Here is a 26,416-nt window from a genome sequence, read left to right as displayed (position 1 = left end):
TCTAAGTGGGAGAAGAAACCCTTGAAGGAATTTACACAATTATCTTGACACTACCCGTGGACATAGTGAAATAGAAATCTTGCTACCAGGTATATTATTATAGTATGATTTAATTACCTTGTGAGTTTTGGAGGGAGTTGTATGGTTAAGCAGGGAACGTACAGAGTTAAAACTGGGCTCGCTGAGATGCTCAAGGGCGGAGTGATCATGGATGTTACCAATGCTGAACAGGCGAAGATCGCCGAAGATGCTGGTGCTGTGGCGGTCATGGCTTTGGAGCGCGTTCCAGCGGATATCCGAGCTGCAGGTGGAGTGGCACGGATGGCTGACCCAACGATAATTGAGGAGATCATGAATGCGGTAACCATCCCAGTGATGGCCAAGGTGAGGATCGGTCACTTCGTTGAGGCACAGATCTTGGAATCTCTGGGAGTGGATTTTATTGATGAAAGCGAGGTACTCACTCCGGCGGATGAAGAGCATCACATAAATAAGTGGGACTTCAAAATTCCCTTCGTCTGTGGGGCGAGGAATCTTGGAGAGGCTTTAAGGCGCATTGGAGAGGGCGCTGCGATGATAAGGACCAAGGGGGAAGCCGGAACGGGCAATGTGGTGGAAGCCGTTCGCCATATGCGTCTCATAATGGATGAGGCTCGCCGCCTGAAGGGTCTTCGTGAGGATGAACTCATGACGGCGGCGAAGGAGTTGCAGGCTCCCTATGAACTCGTTTGCCAGGTTGCCAAGAGTGGCAAACTTTCCGTGGTCAATTTCGCCGCTGGTGGAATTGCAACCCCGGCGGATGCTGCTTTGATGATGCAACTCGGTGCGGATGGAGTCTTCGTGGGTTCGGGGATATTTAAATCCGAGAATCCTGCTGTGATGGCTCGGGCCATCGTTGAGGCAACCACTCATTATAATGATCCCGAGGTTCTTGCCAGGGTCTCGAGGAAACTTGGCAAGGCGATGGCGGGTCTTGAAATTTCGCAAATCGGTGAGGAGGATCTACTCCAGTTTAGAGGATGGTAGTGAGGCAGTTGAGTAATTGAGCAGGTTGAATATAGGAGTACTCGCTCTTCAGGGAGCCGTTAGAGAGCATATTCAAATGATCGAGCGATGCAAAGCTCGGGGGATTTCCATAAAGAGACCTCACGAGCTTTCGCTTATAGATGCTCTCATCATTCCTGGGGGAGAGAGCACCACCATCGGCAAACTAAGGCAAAGGGAAAGTTTCGAAGCCGACTTGGATATCTCTGAGCTCGGTTCTCGATCCTACAAAGGCGTCTTTATTCGTGCTCCCTGGATCGAATCGGTGGGACAGGGGGTTACCATCATGGCGAAATTTGATGGTAAAATTATAATGGCAAGGCAGGATAAGCTATTGGTTTCAGCTTTCCATCCCGAACTTACGGGCGATTGCAGGATTCACGAATATTTTATAGAAAAATTTGTAAAGCAGGGGTGTTAAAATTAGGGGAATTTTGCAGGTGACTAGATGAGGTGTTTTAGATGTCTGGACATTCGAAATGGGCGCAGATAAAACACAAGAAGGTTAAAGAGGATGCCAAGAGGGGACGAATATTCAGCAGGTTCTCAAGAGCGATTATGGTTGCTGCAAAGGAGGGAGGAGGGAATCCCGATTTAAATCCCACTTTGGCGACTGCTATCCAAAAAGCTAAGGACTACAACATGCCTCACGAAAATATCGAGCGAGCGATCAAGAGAGGTACGGGAGAGTTGGGAGAAGCTAGATTCGAACATATCATTTACGAGGGATATGGTCCCAATGGAGTAGCCATCATGGTTCATGTTTTGACGGATAACAGGAATAGAGCCGCCGCGGATATGCGTAGCATTTTCTCAAGACACCAGGGGAATTTGGGAGCAACGGGCTGTGTAAGCTGGATGTTCGATAAAAAAGGTCATATCCTGATAAACAAAGGAGAGGGAATAGACGAAGATGAACTTTTGACCATTGCCATAGAAGCCGGTGCCGAGGATATGAGAGCGCAGAATGATCACTATGAGATCATCACCTTCCCAACAGATCTCATAAGCGTGCGCAAAACCTTGGAAGAGCATGGAATAACACCGGATTCGGCGGAGATAACTATGCTTCCGAAGAGCACCGTCAAACTCAATAAGGAAGAAGCGAAGAAGGTATTGAGGTTGATGGATGCCCTGGAGGAGCACGACGATGTGCAGGAAATATACGCAAACTTCGATATCCCTGATGAGATACTAGAGGAACTCACTATAGGGGTAAAGTAAGCCACCCAAAGTTCAAAATCCTAGACTGAATTTCATTGACACCGGGTGACTTTTTTGTGTTATATTATATGAAACAAATGTTCGATTTCATTAGAGGATTTTCATGATTATTCTGGGGATTGACCCGGGGACTGCTTGTACCGGTTATGGTATCGTCGATTACCGATGGGATGAATTCAAACTGAAGCGTTATGGTTGTATCAGGACCAAAGCTAGTCTCCCTACCCATCAAAGACTTCGAGAAATCTATGCGAGGCTGGTGGAGATAATAGAGGAAAATCAGCCCGATGAGATAGTCTTGGAGCAGCTCTTTTTCAGCAAGAATGCTCAAACCGCAATGGCTGTGGGACAGGTTCGCGGAATAGCCCTTCTGGCAGCGGCAAATTGTAATTTAAGGACATTCGAGTATACTCCCCTACAGATAAAACAAGCTGTGGCGGGATATGGTAGGGCTCGCAAGGAGCAAATTCAGTACATGGTAAAGACCATCCTCGGTCTTGCCGAAACTCCCAAGCCGGACGACGCGGCGGATGCTTTAGCTTTGGCTATATGTCATGCCCACTGCAAGAGGATGGGAGAGAAGATATGGACGAACGTCGAAGGACGAAGGTCGAACGAGCGATGAAGAACGAAACAAGCTAACCAGCCAACAAGCCAATATTGTAAAAGGGGAAGTATCATTTGATAGCATTTTTAAGGGGGAAAGTACAGGGTAAGACGGACCGGTGTGTTGTCCTGGATGTCAATGGGATTGGCTATGAGCTTTTTCTATCCACCAATTCTCTCTCCAAAGTACCTGCAATTGGGGAAACTGCCAGTTTATATACCTATCTCCATGTAAGGGATGATGCTTTGCAGCTTTACGGTTTTACTACTCCTTGTGAAAGGGAGCTTTTTGAGTATCTATTGTCGGTTACCGGCGTTGGCCCAAAAGTTGCACTGGCTATTCTCTCTGCGTTTTCCGTCAATTCTTTAAAGGAAGCCATTGTACGAGAGGATGTGGAACTCATCAGTGCCATCCCCGGCATAGGGAAGAAGAGTGCCCAAAGGCTAATTTTGGAGTTGAAGGGGAGACTATCTCTGCCTGAGGTTGCCACCCTTTCCGAGGAAAGGGGTAGGAGCTCTACCTATGCCCAGGCGAGAAAGGCTTTAATGGCTTTGGGCTACTCCGCTGCGGAGGCAAAGAACGCTCTGGAAGGTTTCCCCTATGACAAGGGAGAAATCTCCACCGAGGAGCTTTTGAATTACGCCCTGAGAAATTTGGCATCAAGCCAATAGTAATTCAAAATTTAAAAATCAAAATGCAAAATGACAAAAGAGCAGACAGGTGATTTTGATTTTTGATCTTTGCATTTTAAATTAAAGTGTCAGGGAAAGGATGGTTATGGAAGAAAGGATCGTATCCGCCAAGCTAACACCCGAGGACATCGAATACGATAAGACTCTTCGCCCCAGATGGATGGAGGAATTCATAGGACAGGCGAAGGTAAAAGAAAATCTTCAAATTTTTATTTCAGCGGCTAAAGCCCGAGGGGAAGCTTTAGATCACGTACTTTTATCAGGTCCACCCGGACTAGGTAAGACTACTTTGGCTGGCATCATTGCGAATGAGTTGGGTGTGAGCATAAAGGTGACATCGGGACCAGCACTGGAGAGAGCAGGGGATTTGGCAGCAATTCTCACCAATCTCCAACCCCACGATGTGCTGTTCATCGATGAGATCCATCGATTGAGTCGGACGGTGGAGGAGATTTTATACCCAGCGATGGAGGATTTCAAAATTGACATCGTCATTGGAAAGGGCGCAGGGGCAAGATGTTTAAGGTTGGACATCCCGCCCTTCACGCTGGTTGGAGCCACCACACGAACTGGGCTCATTACTTCCCCACTCAGAGACAGATTCGGTGTGAATTGTAGACTTGAATATTACACTGAGGATGAACTCTTTGCCATAGTTGAACGTTCGGCATCCATCCTCAAGGTGGATATTGATACCGAAGGAGCTCAGGAAATAGCCCGCCGTTCCAGGGGAACCCCTCGTGTGGCGAACCGGCTCTTGAAGAGAGTTCGGGACTATGCCGAGGTCAAAAGCGATGGAAAGGTTACCAAGGGAATAGGCTGTGAGGCCTTGGCCTTCTTTGAGGTGGATGAAAAGGGATTAGACAAACTGGATCAGAGAATTTTGCTCACCCTCATTGAGAAATTTGGAGGAACCCCCGTTGGGCTGAATACCCTGGCGGTTGCCGTTGGGGAGGAGCCCGAAACCATCGAGGATGTTTATGAGCCCTATCTTCTCCAATTGGGATTCCTTCAGCGAACACCGCGCGGTAGAATTCCCACCGAACTCGCCTACAAACATCTGGGCATATCCGACCCCAGACATCAAAATAAACTATTTTAAGTAAACTTGTAGCGAACCTCAAGTCCAACCCTTTAGGAATATTAAAAACATATTTCGGGAGAATTCGATGAACTCTATACAAATTTGTAGGAGAGTAAGAACTTTAGCGCTTTACATAATGAATATAAGTAAAGTAAAATATCAGAAAGTAAAAGGAAGAAGAGAAATGGAAAAGTCGGTCAAGATAAGCAGCAAATATCAGATCGTTATCCCGAAGGAAATACGGAGAGCTTTGCGTTTGGAGAAAGGCGACGAGCTCATTTTTGTAGCGGAGGAAGGTGTCATTTACCTTAAAGCAAAGCCCAGAAGCTATGTGGAGCACATGAAGGGCTTACATCGCGAGCTCTGGAAGAGCATGGATGTCAACAGATATCTTCAGGGAGTGAGGGAAACCTGGGAAAGTTAACATCAGGACTTAGGAGAAGATGAAGTGATCGGATTAGATACCGCCATTTTTATATTTCATTTTGAAGAGAATCAGAAATATCTCAAGATCACCTCGGCTATCCTTGGAGCTATCGAGGAAGGCAAGGTAAAGGGAGTAACTTCGATAATCACATTGATGGAGATACTGGCAAAACCGAAGGCGGAAAACAATCAAACAGCTGTTGAGGAGTACAAATTCGTTTTGAATACATTCCCGAATCTCAAGGTATTGAACATCGATACGCGCATTGCGGAGAAGGCTGCGGAACTCAAGGCGAGATATGGAATCACCTCGAGGGATGCCATCCAGGCGGCGACGAGCATTTTAAATGGAGCTGATACTTTTATAACAAACGATCCCAACTTGAAGAAGGTAGAGGAGATTAAGGTTTTAACCCTGGATGAGATGCTCGAATTGTGAGCTCGGTAGCTCAGAACTCAGCAGCTCAGTTTTGAAATAGCCTCTTTTCACTTTTGAATCGATAGATTCGGGACCCGTCACTGAGGTTTCCTTTGGTTTCCGGCAATAGTCGGTTTTGTAAGAAATCTGCGCTCTTAAAAATTATCCCCACGAGGAAAAAATCTCATCATCGATCTCCGCAAGATTTACAACTTTTGATGGGAGGATCGCTGAACTTTTGAAATATGGAATATTGTTCCAAAATGTTTTATTCTAAAGTCATGATATTTTTCAATCAATTGAGGGGGTGTGAAAATGGCGATTTGTCCCGATGTCAAGAAATATCTGGAAAAAAAGGGTGTCTCATACGAACATATTACCCATCCCCAAGTTTTCGGTTGTATTGAAGAGGCGAAGGCGTTAAGAATAGAAGCGGATGAGATCGCCAAAAATTTAATCGTAAAGATAAAGGACAGGCGCGCTTTTGCAGTTTTACCGGGGGCACATAGATTGGACATGCACAAACTGAGAGAGGTCATGGGATCGAGTCATGCCCGATTGATCATGGAAGAAGAGATGGGAGCGGAATTCCCCAGGTACGAGATCGGTGCCGTTCCACCCCTGGGAGAGCTGTTTGGTATCCCCGTCTATGTGGACAAAAGACTTCTGGATCACGAGACGGTGATCTTTACCGGGGGCACCCACACCGATTCCATCAGGATGAATTGTCGGGATTTTGTAAATCTAGTCAACCCCAGGGTTGTAGATTTAGCTGAAGAAGTTTAGCGTGCTTTGATTTACGTAAATGGAATCGACCTCGGAACATGGTATACAATTGGGAAGAATTGCGAGCTCAAACTCGAAGATGGTGAAGAGGGTTGAAAAGGACGGGAATTGCCAATTTGCCGCTGCATTATGGCAGGACTCCTTCTTGGCTTTTCCAAAGGATGAAGGAGTTAGCTAGAGAGATTACCCTGTTCATCGTGGGCGAATTTGGACCTGAGGAAATGCTTAAAAAACTCTCCAATCCCTTGTGGTTCCAGGCTTTTGGCTGTGTCTTGGGATTTGACTGGCACTCCAGTGGTGTGACCACAACGGTTTGTGGGGCATTGAAGGAAAGCATCAGGGGACTTGAGAGAGATTTAGGTTTATTTGTGGCCGGGGGCAAGGGAAAGGTCTCTCGAAGGACCCCTTCGGAGATTGAAGGTTTCGGGGATTTGCTCTCGGTCGATCCACTAACATTGGTTTATGCCAGCAGAATGGCGGCCAAAATTGACAGCGCGGCCCTTCAGGATGGCTTTCAGCTCTATCATCATTCCTTCGTCTTTACCATCAAGGGTTCTTGGGCTGTGGTTCAGCAGGGGATGAATGAAGAGACCCGATATGCCAGGAGATATCATTGGCTTGGCGATGAACTTAAGAGCTTTGTCTGCGAGCCCCATTATGCCATCTGCTGTGATCAGAGGAGAAGACCTCTAAATATGGTTGCGAGGGAGAGTGATGATGCGAGGAACGCGAGCACATCGCTTTCCCGTGAGAAACCCGATCGCTTGGTTTCAACCCTCAAGAGGCTACAAACACTGGATTTACCGGCCTCGCATCAAATTCTTGTTCACGATTTATCCCCTGAGACCTTGGGAAGGATTTTCCTCAAGACTTATGAAAGACAGCCCGAGGATTTCGAAAGACTTTTGGGGATTGAAGGGGTTGGTCCCAAAACGATTCGAGCCCTCAGTTTGATTTCCGAACTTGTCTATGGAGTGGCTCCGAGTTTTCGCGATCCGGTTAAGTACAGCTTTGCTCACGGCGGAAAGGATGGTCATCCCTATCCCGTGGACAGGGAAACCTATGATAAATCCATAGAAATTTTGAGGGTGGCGGTGACTCACGCCAAAATTGGGCGAAGGGAGAAATTAGAGGCCATCAAAAGACTCTCTTACCTCTTGCCCAAACGAACATCGCGTTTATAATTTTGAGGCGGTGAGAACATGAAGGTCCTTTTACATACCTGTTGTGCACCCTGTCTCTTATCCCCATGGGAGCGATTAAAGAGGGAAAATTATGAGGTCATTTGCCTGTTTTACAATCCAAATATCCAGCCCTTTCAGGAGTATGAGAAGAGGTTAAATTGCCTGAGGAAATTCTGTGAGGAGAATGAAATAAAACTCATAGAGGGAGCTTACGATATAGATCGCTTCTTCCAGGACGTTGTCTATCGGGAGAGGGTAAGGTGTCCCATCTGCTACAGGTTGAGGCTCACGGAAACCGCAAAGGTAGCTAGAAGGGGTAGATTTGACTACTTTTCCACAACGCTTTTGGTGAGTCCTTTTCAGAAACACGATTTAATCCGCGAGCTTGGCGAGGATATCGCCGAGCGATACAATGTCCCCTTTCTTTACCTCGATTTTCGGAAGGGTTGGAAGAAAGCTGTGGTCAAATCCCGCGAGTTGGAGCTGTATAGGCAGCAATATTGCGGGTGCATTTACAGTGAGAAAGAGCGATATTACAAGCCACACCTCGTTGGCAAAGGGATGTCTAAGAAATAGGCAGATTTTGTGGTGGGTGACTTCGATGGATCTGCAAAGTCTGGGGAAAATAATACTTCTATTTGGACTCATCCTCTTCATCACCGGCGGATTGCTCTATTTCTTTGGCAAGGGGCTTGGGTTGCAGCGCTTTCCCGGTGACATCCTTTACCGCAGGGGGAATTTCACCTTTTATTTCCCACTCGGGGCTTGTATCCTTATAAGCATCGTTTTGACCATTCTCTTAAATCTTCTCTTTCTCCTCATGAGGCATTAGGGGCTTCCACCGATGAAGATTTCCGAGTTCGATTACTCACTCCCTGAAAACCTCATAGCTCAAAACCCTATAGAACCTCGGGATAGTTCACGTTTGATGATCATCAATCGAACGACTGGGAAATTCGAACACAGGATCTTTCGCGATTTACCTCATTATCTTAGCCGGGGGGACTGCTTGGTGCTCAACGATGCCAGGGTTCTCCCAGCTAGATTACGAGGTTACAAGGCAAAGACTAAAGGTAAGGTTGAGGTTTTGCTTCTGCAGCGAATTGAGGATAAAAAGTGGGAGGCGCTGGTTAAACCGGGGAGAAAGCTCCCTCCAGGGGTGGATTTAATCTTCGGTGACGGGTTATTACTGGGCCATATCGAAGAAAGATTGCCCGGGGGTGAGCGAATAATTTCCTTTGAATGTCAAGGGGATTTCAAGGAGGTTTTGAATCGAATAGGAGGGATACCACTACCTCCATATATCCATGAAACCTTGGAAGATAAAGAGCGTTATCAAACAGTCTATGCGAGGAGAGAGGGATCGATAGCAGCACCGACCGCTGGTTTGCATTTCACCCCATCTCTTCTCAAAGATTTGGAGAGAAAGGGCGTTCGTTTCGTCTTTGTAACCTTGCAGGTGGGATTGGATACTTTTCGACCGGTGAGGGTGGAGAATGTCGAGGAGCACAAAGTCCACAGCGAATACTTCCAATTGAGCCAGGCTTCGGCTGAACTCATCAATCGGACCATCAATGAGGGAAAGAAGGTGATCGCCGTGGGTACGACCTCGGCAAGGACATTGGAGACCGTTGCTGTCCGAAGTCCGAATCCCAAATCCCCAGGGTCGATGGGGAGGAAATGGCGGGTTGGGGCAGGGAAAGGTTGGACAGAGCTATTTATTTATCCCGGATTTGATTTTAAAATTGTTGATGCGCTGATAACCAACTTCCATTTGCCCAAATCGACCACACTTATACTCGTTTCCGCCTTTGCGGGTAGGGATTTAATCATACGTGCTTATCGGGAAGCAATCGATAGGGGGTATAGGTTTCTTAGCTTTGGAGATGCGATGCTCATCCTCTAGCACCTACGGTGCTAGCAAAAAATGTTCACCGTTCACATTTCACAGAAAAATATTAAATTAAATTATTAAATCCGTGAACCGTGAACTGGACTATTAACGAGTTTGGTTTACATTTTAGACATTAGAGGGAGGGGTAAACGGCCGTAAATGCGCCTGCCCCGTAGACGCGACAGCGTTCTTCGGGGTGTTTTCGGAGCACTTCACCCCGACCATAGTGTTAATCCATCTTAATAATACACGTGAACCGTTAACTGTGAACAATTAGAATGAGTTTTAAATTTGAAGTTTTACACGCCGATAAGAATACTCGTGCCCGCGTCGGTAGGATCATTACTCCTCACGGGGAGATCGACACTCCTGTGTTCGTACCCGTGGGAACGAAGGGGGCGGTCAAGACCCTAACCCCTGAAGAATTGAGGGGGATGGGTGCCCAATTGATTCTGGGCAATACTTACCATCTATATTTGCGCCCAGGGCACGAAGTGATTAAGGAAGCCGGAGGATTACACCGCTTTATGCACTGGAGCGGACCAATTATCACCGACAGTGGAGGATATCAGATTTTTAGCTTGAGCCCCACCCTAAAGGTCACCGATGAGGGGGTTAAATTCCGATCCATCTTCGATGGTTCAATTCATTTCCTCTCTCCTGAAAGGGTTATGGAAATTCAGCATGCCCTGGGTGCGGATATCATCATGGTTCTTGACCAATGCACACCTTATCCTGCAGAATTCGATTATATACGTGAGGCGGTGTTGAGAACCCTCAATTGGGCGGAAAGATGCAAGAAAAATCACGAAAATCCCAAACAGGCTTTATTTGGAATCATCCAGGGTGGAATCCATCCAGATTTGAGAAGATTAAGTGCGGAAAAAACGCTGGAGATAGATTTTCCGGGTTATGGGATAGGGGGATTCAGCGTGGGAGAGCCTCACGATCTCATGTTTGAAGTCCTCGAGCCCACCCTATCTTTCATTCCTTTCGATAAACCCCGATATCTCATGGGTGTGGGCAATCCCTCGAGTCTTTTGGAATCCATTGGATTGGGAATCGATATGTTTGACTGTGCCCTTCCCACAAGAGTGGCTCGAAATGGAGCTGTTTTTACAACGGAGGGGAAAATAAATCTCCGGAATGCCAAATATAACAGGGATTTTAAGCCCCTCGATCCCTCTTGCTCCTGCTATGTTTGCGGAAATTATACTCGTGCGTACTTAAGACATCTTCACAATATCGGAGAAATTCTCGCTCACAGACTTCTTACCTGGCATAATTTAGCATTTATCTTCAATCTACTTGCTGACGCGAGAAAGGCCATATTGGATGATTCTTTCGCGAAATTTAGAGAAGATTTTTTAACCCGTTATCCGACATCCGAATTCGCGGTGCTTGAATAAAAAGGATTTTCACTGGATTATATGGAACGTAAAGCCAAAATGAGATGAGAGGACTGATGTTATGGACACGGGTCAATATGCCTCCGTCATTTGGTTGGTTTTTCTGCTTGCAATTTTTTACTTTCTCTTAATCCGTCCCCAGCGGCAGCGGGCAAGGAGACACCAGAAGTTGATATCCGAGCTAAGGGTGGGTGATAAAGTGGTGACCATCGGAGGGATACACGGTGTAATTAAATCGCTCACTGAAAACACGGTTTCGCTGAAAATTGCGGAGAATATCAAGATCACTGTGGACAGAAAGGCCATTGGGCGCAGAAGAGAACAACCCTGAGTTATTGCGGCGAAAAGCCATTTCTGCTAATCTTTTTCTGCAATTTTGATTTTTGATCTTTGCATTTTAAATTTGCAGGGCTTATGTCCTGAAATGGGAGAAGTGAATGACCAGCAAGCAGAAGTACTTTTTAAGTATAGGTTTTGTCCTAATATTGGTTGCTGTTTGCGTTTATTTCATAATTAAGGACCCTCCCAAGCTGGGGCTGGATTTGAAGGGCGGGATGCACGTCATCCTCTCCGCAAAGGAGAAGCCAGGTGCACCTGTGACTGAACGATCCATGGAACAGGCTTTGTTTGTCATTCGACAGCGCGTGGATAAGCTCGGTGTAACGGAACCGCAAATCGAACGTCAGGGCAGGAACAGTATTTTGGTACAGCTCCCAGGGATAAAGAATCCACAAGAAGCTTTGGAGATAATCGGTAAAACGGCTCTACTGGAATTCATCGAGGTAAAGGGAACAGATAAAGAGGGCAAGGTGATTCTGGGCAAGGTGTTGATGACCGGGAAGGCTTTGAAGAATGCCCGTCCGAGCTTTGGAGAGCTGAGTAAACCCATAGTTGAGATTGAATTCACTAAGGAAGGAACGAAAAAATTTGCCGATGTCACCACGCGATATGTGAGGCAGCGTCTGGCCATCGTCTTGGATAAAGAGGTGATGTCCGCACCCAGGATACAGGAGCCCATCACCGGAGGTCGAGCCATAATTACTGGCCTGGATTCCATCGATGAAGCGAAAAGGATCGCCTTGGTGTTGCAGACGGGAGCCCTGCCTGTGGAACTGGACATATCGGAGAGCAAAACCGTCGGTCCCACGCTGGGTTGGGATTCTCTAATGGCTGGCTTGAGAGCTGGCATTCTGGGATTGATTTTGGTCACCCTATTCATGGCGATTTACTACAGATTATTCGGGGTCATTACCTGGCTGGCTTTGGGTGTTTTCGCCACGTTTTTATTTGGTCTCTTAGTGGCGGTGAATGCCATCCTTACCTCTTTCGGACTGGCTGGGATAAATCTCTCCCTGCCAAGTATAGCAGGCATAATTCTAATGATTGGGGTCGCCGCCGATTCAAGCATTATCGTCTTCGAGAGGATAAAGGAGGAAGTGCAGGGCGGAAAGACCATCCGCACTGCCTTGGATACTGGTTTTAGCCATGGTTTTAAGACCTTTTTGGATGCCGACCTTGTTACCTTTACCACTGCAGCAATTCTTTTTTACTTTGGCATAGGTCCCGTTCGCGGTTTCGCCTTAACCTTGATGCTGGGGATCGTGTGTGACCTTTTTACCTCTTTCTTTTTCACAAGGGCGATACTGGGTCTTATGAGTTTTACCAAGTTGTGGAGAAATCCTAAGCTCTTTGGTTTGGAAAGGAAGGGTTAGTACCATGCGATTTGATTTCATAGGGAGAAAGAAAATCTGGTTCGCTCTATCCGGTGTCATTATCCTCATTGGTTTCCTGGCCCTCATTTTTCGAGGGTTGAATTTCGGGATCGAGTTTAAGGGGGGAACTCTTTTCGATATCAAATTTGCAAAACTTGTTGGGGTATACCAGGTGCGTAAGGAACTTAAAGCTTTTAACCTTGGGGGAAGCACCATTCAACCCACGGGTAAAAACGAGGTGCTCATCCGGTGCCGATCTCTATCTTCAAAGCAACAACAAAAGGTGATAAAGGCTTTGGATGAGAAATTTGGCATCAGGGATCATTCAATTCAAAATGTGGGACCGGGGTGGGGTGGACACATCACCAGAGCTGCTCTCATTGCCCTTGTTCTGTGCTTATGTGGTTTATTGCTGTACATAAGCGTGCGTTTTGAATTTAAAATGGCGGTTACGGCCATCACTGCCCTCTTCCACGATATTTTGATCGCCATGGGTATCTACGCTCTCGTGGGGAGAGTAATAACGCCAAATACAGTAGCCGCCCTTTTGACCATCCTTGGTTACTCGCTCTATGACACGATCGTCGTCTATCATAAGATAATGGAGAACACTCCAAGAATGAGCAAGCAAGCATACGGTGGTATGGTCAACGATTCCATAAATCAAGTCCTGGTAAGATCCATAAATACCTCACTCACCACACTCTTTCCCATAATTTGTCTTTTTTTAATAGGGGGTGAGACCCTAAAGGACTTCGCCTTTGTCTTATTCATCGGCCTCACCTCAGCGACTTATTCTTCGATCTTCACCGCCAGTCCACTCCTCACTCTTTGGAAGGAAACCGAACCTCGATATAGGAGTCTCAAAGCGAAGTATGAAAGATAGTTCGTATTGTGATTTAAGTCACTTGTTGTATACTATGGTTAAATTGGCATGAATCGGAAAGGAGGAAGGATGATGGACCTCGTTGAAAAAGGCATCTTAACTTTTTTAGGTGCTTGGCTTCTCCTTCACGAGAAGGCTCACGAAGTTATAGTGGATTTAATCGAGAAGGGCAAGGCTGCTCCAGAAGAAGGCAAATATTTTATCGAGGATTTATCGAAGCGGGTTGATGAGGAAAAGGAGGAGCTCAAAAAGAAGATAAGTGAGTGTGCGCATATCGCTTTAAAAGAAGCGGGTTTTGCCACCGACGGTGATGTCAAAATGTTAACTCGTCGTCTAAATGATCTTGAAAAACGGCTTAAAAGCCTGGAGAAGGGGATCGGTAAGGAACCCAGGAAATCCAAGATGTAATTTTCCCTTCAAAATTTGTTGAAGCAAACCCCGTGCTTTAACACGGTTCTTTTAATGAGTAATTGTAATGTTTTACGTACATTGGTAACACTTATATTGTTTGGGCATCTTCCGAGTGCTAGCTGCTGCGAGCCTACTCGCTGCTTAGCTTCGGTTGGCTCGTTGGCTAGTTTGCCAGTTTGCTAGAATCAATTAGCAAACCAACCAACTAACAAACCAGCAAACTAGGGTGAACGGTGAACCATTTAAGAGAGTAACCAATGTCTGCGATTAATACAGGTGATTTTTAAAAGGAGTTTAACCATGGATGATTTATTGGAAAGAAGTTTCTTGGTAGCTTTGGGTTTATTGCTTCTCGTTCACGAGAAGGCCGATGAGTTCATCAAAGACCTGATCTCTAAGGGAAAGATTGGTCCCGAAGAGGGAAAGCAGTACATGGAGGATTTATCCAAACGTGTCAATGTGCGGAAAGAGCAATTGGAGAAGCTAGTTATCGATAGTCTCAGATCGGCTTTGAAGAAGGCAGGTATGGCAACCGAGTCCGACTTTGAAAAACTCGACTTCAGTTTGCGAGAACTCGAGAATCGAATTGTTGTCTTGGAAAATAAGATGGAAGTGCTTGAGACCAGGGGAGAAGAAGAGTTTAGATAATTTTAAAGTTTTAAAGAAAGAGAGCGAATTGGGTGAAAAGCTGGAGAAGAAAGCGGCGTAATATTAAACGACTTTGTGGTATTGCTCAAATTGTCGTAAAACATGGTCTAGGCTTCTATCTGGAGAGGTATCGTCTCAAAAAATTCCTACCTAGGGAAAAGCGAAGATTAAAATTCGAGCCTCCACCCCGCGAGGTGTTTGCCAAAAGACTGCGGATGTGTCTCGAAGAACTCGGTCCAACCTTTGTCAAAGTTGGGCAGCTCCTCAGCGTAAGACCTGATCTCGTCCCCCCGGAAGTAATCTTCGAATTGGAGAAGCTCCAGGACACTGTACCCCCTTTTGATTTCGATATCGTTCGTGAGCAGATTTTCCACGAGTTCGGCAAGGAGTTGGAGGAACTTTATTTACACTTCGAACCTGTTCCAATGGCTGCGGCTTCCATCGCGCAGGTTCACCGGGCCAGGCTCCCCGATGGTCGGGAAGTCGTAGTAAAGGTCCAGCGACCGGAGGCTGAGAAAAGAATTGAAGCCGATATCGACCTGCTTTATTACATAGCCAGGTGGGTTTCCCGACACGTGAAATCCTTGGAATTTTTGGATTTAGTGGGGTTGGTGGATGAATTAGCTGCTTCCCTACGTCGAGAGATCGACTTTCGAGTGGAAGGTCGCCATGTTGATAGATTTAGATTCAATTTTCGGGATGACCCACTCTTGAAAGTACCCTTGGTCATCTGGCCATGTTCGAGTAAACGCATTCTGACCATGGAATATATAGAGGGAACCAAGATCAGTGACCTTGCGACACCGGAGTCTCTGGGAATTGATACCTATGATCTGGCAATACATGGTGCAAAAGCAATTATGAAACAGGTGTTGGTGGATGGCTTCTTCCACGGGGATCTTCATCCCGCAAATATTCTCATCACACCCGATGGGAAGATAGCCTACCTGGATTTCGGGATCGTCGGTCAGATAAAGGAGCAGGATAAGGAGACCATCACTCGAATGCTCATCGCCATCATTGATAAGGACGTTGACGAGGTCGTTGCCCAATGCCAGAAACTCGGCGTACAGATTTCTCCCAATAGGATAAACACCATGAAGCCTCAATTTCGGGACATCTTGGATCGATACTATGGTCGAAAACTTGGCGAATTAAAAATCGATATCATTGGAAGGGAATTCCTGGAATTAATTTACGAGAATAGGATCAGGATTCCAAAGGATTATGCCCTTTTGGCCAAAGCTCTGATCACCGTAGAAGGTGTTTGCAAACAGCTATATCCGCAGATAAACATCCTCGAAGTGGCAAAACCCTACGCCATGGAGTTATTCAAATCATATTACCCTCCCGAAAGGGTTCTTCAGGATATATGGGAGGAGATCAAGCTCTATGCCCTAATTTTCCGTGACTATCCGAAACAGTTACATGACATTTTGAAGCAAACGAGCGAAGGTAGATTGGAGGTCATTTCCAGGGATCCCGCGTCGGAGGATATCTCCCGCAAAATGGACATCTTTGCCAGAAACGTTATAATTAGCATTTTCGCCGCGGCCATTTTTATTGGCTCATCCTTGGCTTACATTTTGCCATCTAAGAGCGGTAGTTCTCCCTCTCCCTTGGCCATCATTGGTTTTGTCATCGCTGCCCTGATGGCTCTCTGGCTTTTTTACTTCACTTCAACACGTCGTTCGAGGTAGAAATCGCAAACAATTTCCCCTCCCTATTATCAGTATTGAGAATCTGATAAAATTAAGAGAGCCAAGGCTAAATGCCGAATTTAGCAATGGAGACACCTTAGGGTGATTTTAAGTGCATCGTGTGGAGAAATTAATCAAACAGATAAAAAAGTATAACCCTCAGGCTGATGTTAAATTAATAAAGCGTGCCTATCAAGTTGCCAGGGATTGCCACGTTGACCAGTTTCGGAAGTCTGGGGACGAATTCATCGAACACCCACTTGGAGTCGCCCAGATTTTAGCTGACCTGGAGTTGGATACCATCACAATAATTGCCGCTCTGCTCCACGATGCCGTCGAGGATACGAGTCTCACCTTGGAGAGGATAAGGGGCGAATTCGGGGATGAAATCTGCAATTTGATCGATGGTGTGACCAAATTAAGTAAGATAAAATTCAAGAGCCATGAGGAGCAGCAAGCGGAGAATCTTCGCAAGATGTTAATCGCCATGGCAAAGGATATCAGGGTTATCCTCATCAAGCTGGCCGACAGACTTCACAATATGCGCACCATCTCTCATCTCCCTCGAGAAAAGCAGAGGAGAATAGCCTCCGAAACTCTAGAGATATACGCTCCAATTGTCCATCGTCTTGGTATATCCCAGGTAAAATGGGAATTGGAAGATTTGGCTTTTTCCGTCCTGGAACCACGGAAATATGCTCAAATTGAGAAGATGGTTGCCGAATCCAGGGAGGAGAGAGGGGTCTACGTCAATGCGGTGATAAAAGCCTTGGCGAAGGAGCTCAATTCCGTGGAAATAAAGTGCGAGATTAGCGGGCGGTCAAAGCATTTTTACAGTATTTACCAGAAAATGGTTCAGAAGGGCAGGGAGTTCAGCGAGATTTATGATCTTACAGCCATAAGGGTTATCGTTGACTCGATCAGGGACTGCTACGGTGCTTTGGGGACGATTCATTCCGTTTGGAAGCCCGTACCTGGAAGATTCAAGGATTACATCGCCATGCCCAAGTTCAACATGTATCAATCCTTGCATACTACGGTCATCGGTCCCATGGGGCGTCCCTTGGAGATTCAAATCCGAACAAAACAGATGCACAAGACTGCGGAGTATGGAATCGCCGCTCACTGGAGGTACAAGGAAGGCGTCAAGGAAAGCAATGAATTTGATGAGAGGCTCGCATGGTTGCGACGGATACTAGAATGGCAGAGTGAACTGAAGGATCCCAGGGAGTTCATGGAGACGCTGAAGATCGACCTCTTTGAGGACGAGGTTTTCGTGTTCACTCCCAAAGGAGATGTCGTCAGTCTCCCCTCGGGCTCAACACCTATAGATTTTGCATATACCATCCATACCGATGTGGGACACAGTTGCATTGGGGCTAAGGTAAATAACCAAATCGTCCCACTGAACTACAAACTCCAGATGGGAGATATAGTGGAGATTTTGACATCCAAGACTGCTTCTGGACCCAGCAAGGATTGGCTTCAAATTGTTAAAACATCGAGGGCGAAAAGCAAGATCAAGCAGTGGTTCAGTAAATTGGGGAGAGAGGATAGTGAGCATCTGGGAAAGGAAGCCTTACAGAAGATCCTCCGAAAAAGCGGTCTGGGTCTGCACAGTGCCACTTCCGATATCCTCGAGTCCGTTGCAAAGGAATTCAACTTTCATAAAATTGAGGATCTTTATGCAAGCGTTGGAATGGGAAAGACCTCGGCAAAGCAGGTGGCCACCAGGCTCATTACTACCCTTAAAGAAGAGAAACCTGCGGAAGAAGAAAAGATTTTGGTTGCTCCTCCCTGGAAAAGGAGGACTCGCCCCATCACCGGGGTGAAGATCAAAGGTTTAGAGGATGCACTGGTGAGGCTGGCTCGCTGTTGCAATCCTGTTCCCAAGGATGAGATAATTGGTTTTGTGACCCAAGGAAGGGGTGTTTCCGTACACCGTAGGGATTGCCCCAATGCAAAGCAGCTTTTGTCCTCCCCGCACCGGCTCATCGAGGTTTATTGGGATGTTCGAGGTCCCGCAGCTTTTCAGGTGGAGATCCAGGTGGAGGCGATCGATAGGATGAAATTGCTTCGGGATATAAGCTCTGTGATTTCCGATGCTGGGGTTAACATCCTTTCCGCCAATGTGACCACCACTCGGGATGGTTTTGCCATTTTCAGATTTTCCTTCGAGATAGAAAATTTAGAGCGGTTGGAGAATATTCTATCCAGCATAGGGAAAATAGATGTCGTCTTTGATGCCCACCGCGTGTGACCCACCTAATTGAACTCTGGAGCTCGGTGGCTCAGCTCCCGATCTCAGTTCTCGGGAACTTGAAGCTCACTGGATTCAGGACTAATATGCTATTATGATTTTTCGTTCACGGTTCACCGTTCACAGTTCACGAAAAATACTTTTGCAAAAAAAGTGAACGGTGAACGAATAACGGTGAACGGATTATTAACAGTTGTGGGGATTCACTTTGAGGGCTGTCGTTCAAAGGGTGAAAAAAGGAAGGGTTTGGATAGGGGATAAGGTTCTTGCGGAAATAGGACAAGGACTCGTGGTCTTATTGGGTATATCGAGGGAAGATACACAATCAGATGCCGCGTATATGATAGACAAGATCACCAATCTTCGCATCTTCGAGGATGATGAAGGAAAATTGAATTTATCCGTGAAACAAATAGGTGGTGAGATCCTGATTGTTTCGCAATTCACCCTGCATGGGAACTGCAGGAAGGGGAGGCGACCCAGTTTTGTCGATGCGGCTCCCGCCGACAGGGCAATCGATCTTTACAGGCAAGTTATCTCCGGTCTTCGGGGAGAGGGGCTCATCGTAAGAGAAGGGAAATTTCAGGAGATCATGACCGTTGAAATTGTAAACTATGGTCCGGTAACTTTGCTAGTGGATAGCAAGAAAACATTCTAATTAGCTGCAATATTCAGGTAGAAAGTGGAAAAGTAAGGATTCCTTTTGCTACTGAAGCTTTGGAGGATCAGATGATTTTACGCAGGCTTATTGTGGGACCGCTTGCCGCGAATTGCTATATACTCGCTGCATCAAGGGGATCAGAAGCGGCGATCATCGATCCAGGAGCTGAGGGGGAACGTATCCTAAAAGCAATCGAGGGTGACAATCTAAAGCTCAGGTACATAATAAATACCCATGGTCACTACGACCACTTTGGAGCATGTGATCAATTGGCGAAGGTTACAGGGGCGAAGATCTTTATACACGCCGATGATGCAGAGCTATTGGAAAAACCCGTGGAAAATCTATCCCTCATTTATGGAGCCCACTCCTCTAGTGCCTCTTGGAATGGACTGCTCACGGATGGTCAAATTATGACTGTGGGAGAGTTAAAATTAAAGATTCTCCACACACCGGGTCATACCCGGGGAAGCATCTCCATTCTCGTGGACGATCTTCTGTTTACAGGCGATCTTCTCTTCAAGGGTTCCGTGGGCCGAACGGATTTTCCCAGCTCATCCTGGGATAAACTCATGGAATCGTTGAAAAAGATAATTTCTTTGCCCGATTCCACCAAGATATACCCGGGACATGGACCCGAAACCACCCTTATTCAAGAGAGAGAATTGAATCCCTTCTTGCAGGGATTGTAAAATAACCTTAAATCACTTCACAGAACCTTAACTCGTATATCTGGCGAAGAGGAGGTTTTACTTGGAGATTAAGGCACCGCGGGGAACATCGGACATTCTTCCGGAGAAGGCTAGGATATGGCAATTCCTCGAGCACAGAGCCATAAGCCTATTTGAAAGGTATGGATATCGCCGAATCATTACTCCCATCTTTGAGTATACCGAGCTGTTCAGACAGGGAATTGGAGAGTCGACGGATATCGTTCAAAAGGAGATGTATACTTTCCGGGACAGGAAGGGACGAAGTCTCACCCTTCGCCCCGAAGCTACGGCTCCCGTGGTTCGTGCTTTCTTAGAGCACGATTTATTGAAACATTCCCAGCCCGTAAAACTTTACTACATTGGACCCATGTTTCGTTATGAGAGACCACAAGCTGGTCGATATCGTGAGTTTTGGCAGATAGGAGTGGAGGCCATTGGATCATTGGATCCTGCTCTCGATGGGGAAGTGATTTTGCTTCTGATGCATTATCTCAAAGATGTGGGACTAAAGCGGTTGGAACTACACTTAAATAGTATGGGATGCTCCAAGTGCCGACCATCTTTTACAGAATCTCTCGAGGGATATCTGCAGCCAAGGATAGGTAAATTTTGCTCGGATTGTAAGAGGAGGATCAAGCTCAACCCCCTTCGTGTGTTCGATTGCAAGAAGGAAGCTTGTCAGAATCTTCTGTCTAATGCTCCCCGCATTTTGGATCATCTCTGCGAGAATTGCAAGGTTCACTTTCATGAGGTGCAAGAATATCTAAAGATGATGGATCTCAATCATGTCATAAATCCATCCTTGGTGAGAGGGTTGGATTACTACACCAGGACAACCTTTGAAGTAATATCTCCTCACCTAGGAGCCCAAAATGCTTTGGGAGGTGGAGGACGATACGACAACTTGGTAGAAGGATGCGGGGGTCCCCCCACTCCCGCAACGGGATTTGCCTTGGGAACGGAGCGGGTTGCCATGGCTTTGGAGAGGGAAGGCGTTTCCCTTCCTAAAGATTCGACGCTGGATGTCTTTTTGGCCATAGTGGGAAGGGGTCAAAAACCAGATGGTTTCGCGCTATTGAGCCGAATAAGGGAGGAAGATATCGCCGCGGATATGGATTATGGTGGTAGAAGTTTGAAGGGTCAAATGAAACTCGCTGATAAGCTTAGGGTGTCATACGCTTTGTTCTTGGGCTCCAAGGAATTGGGAAGGGGCGTTTGCAGGATAAGGGATATGAAGACCGGGGAGCAGGTCGAAGTCAAGTTAGAAGAGGTTCCCAGGTGGTTGAAAATTCACTTAAAATAGGTCAAGGGTCAAAGGTCATGAGTCATGAGAGGGAAGGAAGACTATGGTCATGAGGACAAAGTACTCGGTTCGGACTCATAATTGTGGAAAACTCTCTCCCAGAAATGTCGGTGAGCAGGTAATTTTGGCTGGATGGGTACAGCGGAGGAGAGATCACGGAGGTTTAATTTTCATCGACCTTCGGGACAGAAGCGGGATCGTCCAGGTAGTAAGCAATCCTGTGCACGGTACCGAGGCTTTCAATGTTGCTCGGAAGATTCGAGGCGAATACGTGATATGTGTTGAGGGAAAGGTGGTCAAGAGACCCCAAGGGACAGTGAATCCAGCTCTCCCAACGGGGGAAGTTGAGGTAATAGCCAGAGATATAGAGATTCTTAATCCATCCAAAACACCTCCATTTGAGATAGAAAGTGGAGTTGATGTGGACGAATCTCTTAGGCTCAAATTCCGGTACTTGGATATCAGACGCCCCGAGATGCTTCGTAATCTAAAGCTCAGACACGAGGTGGTCACAAGGGTTAGGGAGTTCCTAAATAAACGCGATTTCCTGGAAATAGAAACGCCGATTCTTACCAAAAGCACTCCCGAGGGAGCAAGGGATTATTTGGTGCCTAGCAGACTTCAACCTGGACGTTTTTATGCTCTCCCTCAATCCCCTCAGTTGTTCAAGCAAATACTCATGGTCGGAGGGATCGAAAGGTATTACCAGATTGCCAGGTGTTTCAGGGATGAGGACTTAAGAGCGGACAGACAGCCGGAGCACACACAGATAGATCTGGAGATGTCCTTTGTCACCCAGGATGACATCCTGCAATTGGTGGAAGAAATGATGGTGGAGATATTCTCCTTGTTCGATATCGATTTGAAGACACCCTTTGAAAGACTATCCCACCAAGAGGCCGTGGAAAGATTTGGGACAGATAAACCCGATCTAAGGTATGGTTTGGATTTGGTGGATATCTCCGATATCGCCTTCCAGTCCGAGTTTAAGGTTTTCACGAATGCCATTGCGTCGGGAGGTATAGTCAAGGGGATAAGGGTACCAAATTGTGCCAGCCTTTCTCGCAAGGAAATTGATGAGTTGGTTGAATCGGCGACGGCGAAAGGAGCAAAGGGGCTATCTTGGATGGCGATTTCCGAGAATGAAGTAAAATCCCCTATAGCGAAATTTTTTACTCCAAGTCAGTTGGAGGAAATAGTGGACAGGCTTGAAGCAAAACCCGGCGATTTGCTCTTTTTCGTTGCCGATAAGAGGGAAGTTACTTGTGAGATATTGGGTTACTTGAGGGGAGAATTGGCAGATAGGCTGGGTTTGATGGACCCCCTTCAATTTAAGTTTGTTTGGATAGTCGATTTTCCCCTCTTCGAATACGATGAGGAGGAAGGGAGACTAAAATCACATCACCATCCATTCACCGTCCCCACGGAAGATTCGTTTCCTCTTTTGGACAAGGACCCCCTGGCTGCAAGGGCATATGCTTACGATTTGGTCGTAAATGGTGTGGAGATAGGAGGTGGGAGCTTAAGAATTTACGACAGGAAGCTCCAAGAAAAGATATTCAAACTTCTGGAGATTTCCCCTGAGGAAGCCGAGAGGAAGTTCGGTTTTCTATTGGAGGCCTTAGAATATGGTGCTCCTCCTCATGGAGGCATTGCCTTTGGGCTGGATCGTCTGGTCATGCTCCTCGCTGGTTGTAGCTCCATTAGGGAGGTCATTGCCTTCCCTAAGACCCAGACGGCTACCTGCCCTCTGACCGGATCCCCGGATGTGGTCGATGAAAAGCAGCTCAAGGAGCTTCACATCCGCCGCAGATAATTAAATTTGTTGCCTCTTGCTTCCGCATATGCTAGAATAAACTCGAAGCTCTACCTTGTGCGTGTTCACATTGACTTGTTTGAGCCAGCATTTCTACGTTAGGGAACCGGCTCTATCTATGGAGCGAATGCCTCAAATAGGTATCGGGGACTCGCATAAATAGAAGGAGGTTCCCACTCTGTATGAGCACAGGGTTCAAAGAGGTATTGTGAAACACGGCAAGGTGGGGCTTTTATAATTTCGCTTCTTTCACGAGCATTTAACCACTCTTAGAGCTCCGAGATTTGATAAAATAGAAATATAAAGGAGCTTATCCCGGACAAAGGAACAAATAATGGATTTATTCGATATCGAATCCTCGCATGAAATCGAAGAGCTCAAGCAAGCTCCTCTTGCTCTTCGGATGCGCCCCCGCACTCTGGAGGAATTCGTGGGTCAGAAGCAGATTTTGGGAGAGGGAATGGTCCTAAGGAGAGCCATTCTGGAGGATGCTCTCCAATCTGTCATCTTTTGGGGACCACCCGGTTCGGGAAAGACCGCTTTGGCTTATATCATCGCCAATGTGACGAAGGCCCATTTCATCAGGATGAGTGCGGTGACATCAAACGTTTCAGAGGTAAGGAAAGCCATATCCGAGTCCCATCAACGTTTAAAAACATCGGGGCGAAGAACCATCATTTTAATTGACGAGATTCACAGGTTCAATAAGGCCCAACAGGATGCCCTCCTTCCCGCTGTGGAGGAGGGAACCATCATCTTAATCGGTGTGACCACGGAGAATCCCTATTTTGAGGTCAATTCACCCTTAATTTCGCGATCGAGAATCTTTCGATTCGAGCCTCTTCCAGACGAGGACGTAAGACAAATCCTAAAAAGGGCTTTAGAAGATAGAGAAAGAGGGTTGGGTAGTTTACAGATAAAGCTTGAGAAAGCCGCATTGGAACACATCATCAAAGTTGCCAACGGTGATGCCCGTTGTGCTTTAAATGCCTTGGAGATGGCGGCATTGACCACGTCACCGGGAGGCAAGGGTGTACGTAAAGTCACTTTGAAGATAGCCGAGGATGCCATCCAAAAGCGAGCTGTGATTTATGACCGAGAAGGCGATGCTCATTACGATACCATTTCTGCCTTCATCAAGAGCATGCGCGGCTCGGATCCCGATGCTGCCATCTATTGGTTGGCTCGAATGCTTTACGCTGGGGAGGATCCCAGGTTTATCGCCCGTCGTATGGTCATTTTTGCCTCCGAGGATATAGGAAATGCCGATCCTCAAGCTCTGGTGGTGGCGACCGCAGCCGCTCAGGCTGTGGAGTTTGTAGGATTACCCGAATGCCGTCTGAACTTGGCTCAAGCTGCCATTTACTTAGCCACGGCCCCAAAGAGTAATTCCGTCATCAGGGGGATCGATAAAGCTCTTAAAGATGTAGAGGAGGAGCGATCCTTTACCATCCCCAAGCACCTTCGGGATGCTCACTATCCAGGAGCCAAAAAGTTGGGACACGGTGAAGGTTATAAATATCCGCATAGCTTCCCGGGTCATTACGTCTCCCAGGACTATTTACCGCCCGAATTGAGAAACAAAAAATACTATATCCCCTCATCATCGGGACATGAGAAAAAGATCGCCGAATACTTGAAAAAACTGGGAAAAGAGTAAGTTTTCAAGAAATTTATTCTCACTCCCGATAAAGATGTAGAAAGTCCATGGAAATGGAATATATATGTATGTTAAAATTTGGCTATGTTTTGCAGGGATAGGAGGAGAGAAGGTGAACTGGTCCTTATTTGCTGCTGTAATTCTGGTTTTGCTTGCAGTTTTATTCATTTTTATCATCTCTGTTCTCATTCAGCTTTCCAGAACCCTGAGGAGAGTCAATATCCTCCTTGAGGATGTTCGGAAGGAGATTACACCGTTTCTATCCAAATTGAATACCACGGTCGACGAGGTAAACAGCGAATTGGCGAGAGTGGATGAGATTGCAAAGACGATTCAGGAGGTAAGCGAAAGGGTAACCATTACATCCAAGTTGATGCAGGAGATTTTATCCCCATCCCTGATTAAATTGGCTAGCATTTCTGCGGGTGCGAGAAAGGCCATCGGCACTCTTATTGGTGGTAAGAGGGGTGAGTAATTTGAGAGGTTACAGACGCATTGGCATCTATATTGGCTTCCTCGCCGGAGCCAGCCTCGTTCTTGTTTTTTTACCTCCAGACATAAGAGAAAAGCTCAGAGGAAAAATCCTTGATGGCTCGCATTTTGTAGTTTCTCAATTGAGAACCTCTCTTGAGCGTTGCCAGAGTCGCTTGGCGGAGGCAATCGAGGCGGGAAAAGAGGAAGCTCGGCGGAGAGAAATCGAGTTGCAGCGAGAAGTTTTAAAACCCGATGTTGAGGAAGAAGAAACTCCAAGATATATAGTTTAATGAGTTTATGCTAGTCTCAATTTTTATCTCGATCCATTCTCACCGGTAAGCACTCGCGTGGGAATGGATTTTTCAGAGGTGTTGTAATGACCCGGGAAGATACCGTCAAAAGATATAAAGAAATAGCCATTGTGACCTGGGCAATTTTTGGTGTGATTTTACTTTTCGCCTCCCTCTTTTTTTTAATATCGAAAATAAGATCGATTTTTCCCCTAATCGTTTTCACCATCGCCATCGTTTACATCTTAAGACCCATTGTGAATTTCTTCGAAAGCAAGGGCGTCTCCAGACTGCAGGCGGTAATAATAACCTACCTCATCATGATCTTGGTCATAGCTCCGATTTTATTTTACTTTAGTCTCATAATTGCAGCTCAAGTCCGTGAACTGATTAATAATCTTCCTGGATATGTCAAGGCTTTAATGCAATTTGTGGAAAGATATCGGGGGGCATTGGAGAGATTTCAAATCCCACCTGCTGCTAGAGGATTATTCGAGGAATATCTTGAGAAGGTTAAAAGGGTGGGGATGGAGATTTTCTCGCGCATTCCACGAGTGACCATGGATATCTTTTCACTCATCCTCCATCTTATCCTAGCTCCGCTCATGGCCTTCTATATTTTGAAGGATTTAAGGATGATAAAGGCCACCATGAGCGGTCTCATTCCCCAAAAATATCGCATGGAAGCTTTTGAGATAATCCATAAGGTCGATGTGGTACTGGGAGGATTCCTTAGAGGACAACTTTTGGTGGCCCTCGCCGTTGGAGTTCTTTGTGGCATTGCCCTTACCATATTAAGAGTTGACTTCGCAATAGTTCTGGGCGTCATCGCCGGAGTGTTGAACATCATTCCCTATTTCGGTCCCATCGCTGGAGGAGCTCTGGCTGCAATGGTTGCTTTGATAAAGTCACCCACCCTCGCCGTTTTAGTGATCATTGCCATGATAATAATTCAATTGATCGATGGAATGCTTCTTTCGCCCAATATCATAAGTCGGCAGGTTAACTTACATCCCGTGGTTGTGATATTCTCTTTATTGATAGGAGCCGCGCTTTTTGGGATTATGGGCATGATTTTGGCTATACCCATCGCGGCGGCGGGCAAGGCGTTGGT

General features: G+C 46.4%; 29 protein-coding genes and 1 other RNA gene. All 30 read left to right on the top strand.

What is annotated here, in order from left to right:
• The first annotated feature begins 141 nt into the window (after positions 1-141).
• Positions 142-1,026 (top strand): pyridoxal 5'-phosphate synthase lyase subunit PdxS, encoded by an 885-nt coding sequence (gene pdxS, locus QMD66_00940; protein MDI6821438.1) that lies wholly within the window; start codon positions 142-144, stop codon positions 1,024-1,026.
• A gap of 25 nt (positions 1,027-1,051) precedes the next feature.
• The gene (locus QMD66_00935; GenBank protein MDI6821437.1) at positions 1,052-1,465 is read left to right on the top strand and encodes a pyridoxal 5'-phosphate synthase glutaminase subunit PdxT; all 414 of its coding nucleotides are present in this window, start codon (positions 1,052-1,054) and stop codon (positions 1,463-1,465) included.
• Positions 1,466-1,506: 41 nt separating this feature from the next.
• Positions 1,507-2,268, top strand: coding sequence for a YebC/PmpR family DNA-binding transcriptional regulator (locus QMD66_00930; protein MDI6821436.1), 762 nt, complete (start codon positions 1,507-1,509; stop codon positions 2,266-2,268).
• Positions 2,269-2,371: 103 nt separating this feature from the next.
• Positions 2,372-2,893, top strand: a complete 522-nt coding sequence (ruvC, locus tag QMD66_00925; protein ID MDI6821435.1) for a crossover junction endodeoxyribonuclease RuvC — start codon at positions 2,372-2,374, stop codon at positions 2,891-2,893.
• 56 nt (positions 2,894-2,949) lie between these two features.
• On the top strand, positions 2,950-3,546 hold the full coding sequence (gene ruvA / locus QMD66_00920) for a Holliday junction branch migration protein RuvA (GenBank protein MDI6821434.1): 597 nt from the start codon (positions 2,950-2,952) through the stop codon (positions 3,544-3,546).
• A 106-nt stretch (positions 3,547-3,652) separates the two neighbouring features.
• Complete coding sequence (gene ruvB, locus QMD66_00915) at positions 3,653-4,669, top strand: Holliday junction branch migration DNA helicase RuvB (protein MDI6821433.1); 1,017 nt, start codon at positions 3,653-3,655, stop codon at positions 4,667-4,669.
• Between the two features lie 67 nt (positions 4,670-4,736).
• On the top strand, positions 4,737-5,075 hold the full coding sequence (locus QMD66_00910; GenBank protein MDI6821432.1) for an AbrB/MazE/SpoVT family DNA-binding domain-containing protein: 339 nt from the start codon (positions 4,737-4,739) through the stop codon (positions 5,073-5,075).
• 24 nt (positions 5,076-5,099) lie between these two features.
• Positions 5,100-5,516 carry a PIN domain-containing protein gene (locus QMD66_00905; GenBank protein ID MDI6821431.1) on the top strand — a complete coding sequence of 139 codons (417 nt, stop codon included), beginning with the start codon at positions 5,100-5,102 and terminating at the stop codon, positions 5,514-5,516.
• Between the two features lie 294 nt (positions 5,517-5,810).
• Entirely contained in the window at positions 5,811-6,281 is a 471-nt protein-coding gene (locus QMD66_00900) for a YbaK/EbsC family protein (protein MDI6821430.1), read from the top strand.
• A gap of 92 nt (positions 6,282-6,373) precedes the next feature.
• Positions 6,374-7,465 carry a DUF763 domain-containing protein gene (locus tag QMD66_00895; protein MDI6821429.1) on the top strand — a complete coding sequence of 364 codons (1,092 nt, stop codon included), beginning with the start codon at positions 6,374-6,376 and terminating at the stop codon, positions 7,463-7,465.
• Positions 7,466-7,483: 18 nt separating this feature from the next.
• The gene (locus QMD66_00890; GenBank protein ID MDI6821428.1) at positions 7,484-8,041 is read left to right on the top strand and encodes an epoxyqueuosine reductase QueH; all 558 of its coding nucleotides are present in this window, start codon (positions 7,484-7,486) and stop codon (positions 8,039-8,041) included.
• 25 nt (positions 8,042-8,066) lie between these two features.
• A complete protein-coding gene (locus QMD66_00885) occupies positions 8,067-8,297 on the top strand; it encodes a DUF2905 domain-containing protein (GenBank protein MDI6821427.1) in 231 nt (76 codons plus the stop codon).
• 12 nt (positions 8,298-8,309) lie between these two features.
• Complete coding sequence (queA, locus tag QMD66_00880) at positions 8,310-9,371, top strand: tRNA preQ1(34) S-adenosylmethionine ribosyltransferase-isomerase QueA (GenBank protein ID MDI6821426.1); 1,062 nt, start codon at positions 8,310-8,312, stop codon at positions 9,369-9,371.
• A gap of 266 nt (positions 9,372-9,637) precedes the next feature.
• Complete coding sequence (gene tgt / locus QMD66_00875) at positions 9,638-10,768, top strand: tRNA guanosine(34) transglycosylase Tgt (GenBank protein ID MDI6821425.1); 1,131 nt, start codon at positions 9,638-9,640, stop codon at positions 10,766-10,768.
• 61 nt (positions 10,769-10,829) lie between these two features.
• On the top strand, positions 10,830-11,099 hold the full coding sequence (gene yajC, locus QMD66_00870) for a preprotein translocase subunit YajC (GenBank protein ID MDI6821424.1): 270 nt from the start codon (positions 10,830-10,832) through the stop codon (positions 11,097-11,099).
• Positions 11,100-11,205: 106 nt separating this feature from the next.
• Positions 11,206-12,480, top strand: coding sequence for a protein translocase subunit SecD (secD, locus tag QMD66_00865; GenBank protein MDI6821423.1), 1,275 nt, complete (start codon positions 11,206-11,208; stop codon positions 12,478-12,480).
• A 4-nt stretch (positions 12,481-12,484) separates the two neighbouring features.
• A complete protein-coding gene (secF, locus tag QMD66_00860; GenBank protein ID MDI6821422.1) occupies positions 12,485-13,366 on the top strand; it encodes a protein translocase subunit SecF in 882 nt (293 codons plus the stop codon).
• A gap of 69 nt (positions 13,367-13,435) precedes the next feature.
• The gene (locus QMD66_00855; GenBank protein MDI6821421.1) at positions 13,436-13,774 is read left to right on the top strand and encodes a hypothetical protein; all 339 of its coding nucleotides are present in this window, start codon (positions 13,436-13,438) and stop codon (positions 13,772-13,774) included.
• Between the two features lie 303 nt (positions 13,775-14,077).
• Entirely contained in the window at positions 14,078-14,425 is a 348-nt protein-coding gene (locus QMD66_00850) for a hypothetical protein (protein MDI6821420.1), read from the top strand.
• A 32-nt stretch (positions 14,426-14,457) separates the two neighbouring features.
• On the top strand, positions 14,458-16,125 hold the full coding sequence (locus QMD66_00845; protein ID MDI6821419.1) for an AarF/ABC1/UbiB kinase family protein: 1,668 nt from the start codon (positions 14,458-14,460) through the stop codon (positions 16,123-16,125).
• 112 nt (positions 16,126-16,237) lie between these two features.
• A complete protein-coding gene (locus tag QMD66_00840) occupies positions 16,238-18,385 on the top strand; it encodes a bifunctional (p)ppGpp synthetase/guanosine-3',5'-bis(diphosphate) 3'-pyrophosphohydrolase (GenBank protein ID MDI6821418.1) in 2,148 nt (715 codons plus the stop codon).
• A gap of 208 nt (positions 18,386-18,593) precedes the next feature.
• On the top strand, positions 18,594-19,043 hold the full coding sequence (gene dtd, locus QMD66_00835; protein MDI6821417.1) for a D-aminoacyl-tRNA deacylase: 450 nt from the start codon (positions 18,594-18,596) through the stop codon (positions 19,041-19,043).
• A gap of 71 nt (positions 19,044-19,114) precedes the next feature.
• Positions 19,115-19,738 carry an MBL fold metallo-hydrolase gene (locus QMD66_00830; protein MDI6821416.1) on the top strand — a complete coding sequence of 208 codons (624 nt, stop codon included), beginning with the start codon at positions 19,115-19,117 and terminating at the stop codon, positions 19,736-19,738.
• A 61-nt stretch (positions 19,739-19,799) separates the two neighbouring features.
• Entirely contained in the window at positions 19,800-21,062 is a 1,263-nt protein-coding gene (gene hisS, locus QMD66_00825) for a histidine--tRNA ligase (protein MDI6821415.1), read from the top strand.
• Positions 21,063-21,111: 49 nt separating this feature from the next.
• The gene (aspS, locus tag QMD66_00820; protein MDI6821414.1) at positions 21,112-22,878 is read left to right on the top strand and encodes an aspartate--tRNA ligase; all 1,767 of its coding nucleotides are present in this window, start codon (positions 21,112-21,114) and stop codon (positions 22,876-22,878) included.
• 44 nt (positions 22,879-22,922) lie between these two features.
• Positions 22,923-23,112, top strand: a non-coding RNA gene (ssrS, locus tag QMD66_00815) — 6S RNA.
• Positions 23,113-23,212: 100 nt separating this feature from the next.
• Positions 23,213-24,538 (top strand): AAA family ATPase, encoded by a 1,326-nt coding sequence (locus QMD66_00810; protein ID MDI6821413.1) that lies wholly within the window; start codon positions 23,213-23,215, stop codon positions 24,536-24,538.
• A 112-nt stretch (positions 24,539-24,650) separates the two neighbouring features.
• Positions 24,651-25,013: a DUF948 domain-containing protein gene (locus tag QMD66_00805; GenBank protein MDI6821412.1), complete on the top strand. Its 363-nt coding sequence runs from the start codon at positions 24,651-24,653 to the stop codon at positions 25,011-25,013.
• Positions 25,006-25,302, top strand: a complete 297-nt coding sequence (locus QMD66_00800) for a hypothetical protein (protein ID MDI6821411.1) — start codon at positions 25,006-25,008, stop codon at positions 25,300-25,302. The genes QMD66_00805 and QMD66_00800 overlap by 8 nt, the downstream gene beginning before the upstream one ends.
• 86 nt (positions 25,303-25,388) lie before the next feature.
• Positions 25,389-26,416, top strand: a 1,028-nt coding sequence (locus QMD66_00795; protein MDI6821410.1) for an AI-2E family transporter, incomplete at its 3' end; no start/stop codon positions are given.

The organism is Actinomycetota bacterium (assembly GCA_030018275.1).
Classification (GTDB): Bacteria; Actinomycetota; Aquicultoria; order Subteraquimicrobiales; family Subteraquimicrobiaceae; genus Subteraquimicrobium.
Note: the sequence above shows the minus strand (reverse complement) of the source record. Positions and strands in the feature narration are given on the sequence as shown.